Source organism: Caballeronia terrestris, assembly GCF_001544515.1.
Classification (GTDB): domain Bacteria; phylum Pseudomonadota; class Gammaproteobacteria; order Burkholderiales; family Burkholderiaceae; genus Caballeronia; species Caballeronia terrestris.
In genome coordinates this window covers 1-768 of record NZ_FCOL02000557.1, presented here as the reverse complement: position 1 = coordinate 768, position 768 = coordinate 1, and the positions used below count along the sequence as shown (strand labels likewise).

Below are 768 nucleotides of genomic sequence, written 5' to 3'. Positions count from 1 at the left end.
TGCCAGAAGCGAAAGCGTCAGATAGCCGTGCGCGATCGCGCCGCCGTAAGGGCTTTCGCGCTTTGCACGCTCCACGTTCACATGGATCCACTGATGGTCGCCGGTGCACTCGGCGAACGCGTCGATGCGCGCCTGATCGATGACGACCCAGTCCGATATGCCCAACTCCCGTCCGACGAATTCCTCGAGCGTCGTGACGCCGTATCCTTCGATGCTCATGATGCGGCCTCCTCCTGCGCACGAGCGGCGAACTGCTCGCGCAGCCGCTTCTTGTTCAGCTTGCCGACGCTCGTTTTGTCGAGTTGATCGACGATCTTCACGATCTGCGGTACCGCGTACTTCGAGATCTGTCCGGTTTCGCTGAAGGCGAGCACATGCTTCCGAATGTCGTCTTCCGAGACCGGCACTTCGTACTGGAGCTTGCGCACCACCAGCGCAACGGGGCGCTCGCCCCACTTGTCGTCCTTGATGCCGATCACTGCGACCTCGGAGACGCCCGGGTGCTGCGAGATCAGGCTTTCGATTTCGAGCGACGACACCCACTCGCCGCCGGACTTGATCACGTCCTTGATGCGGTCGGTGATCTGCAGATAGCCTTTTGCATCGATGCTCGCGATGTCCTGCGTATGCAGATAACCGCCTTCCCACAGTTGCGCGGACGCCTCCGGATTCTTCAGATAGCCCTGCGTGAGCCACGGCGCACGCACGACGACCTCGCCGCTCGCCTTGCCGTCGCGGACTACGTCGTGCATGTCCTCGTTCACAATG

Annotated in this window: 2 protein-coding genes; both read right to left on the bottom strand. The window is 61.6% G+C overall.

What is annotated here, in order from left to right:
- Window positions 1-219: MaoC/PaaZ C-terminal domain-containing protein (locus AWB67_RS38925; RefSeq protein WP_268808180.1), on the bottom strand; the 219-nt coding region annotated here is incomplete at its 3' end.
- A partial coding sequence (locus tag AWB67_RS38920; RefSeq protein WP_143746847.1) for an AMP-binding enzyme occupies window positions 216-768 on the bottom strand: 553 nt, incomplete at its 5' end. The genes AWB67_RS38925 and AWB67_RS38920, both read right to left, overlap by 4 nt.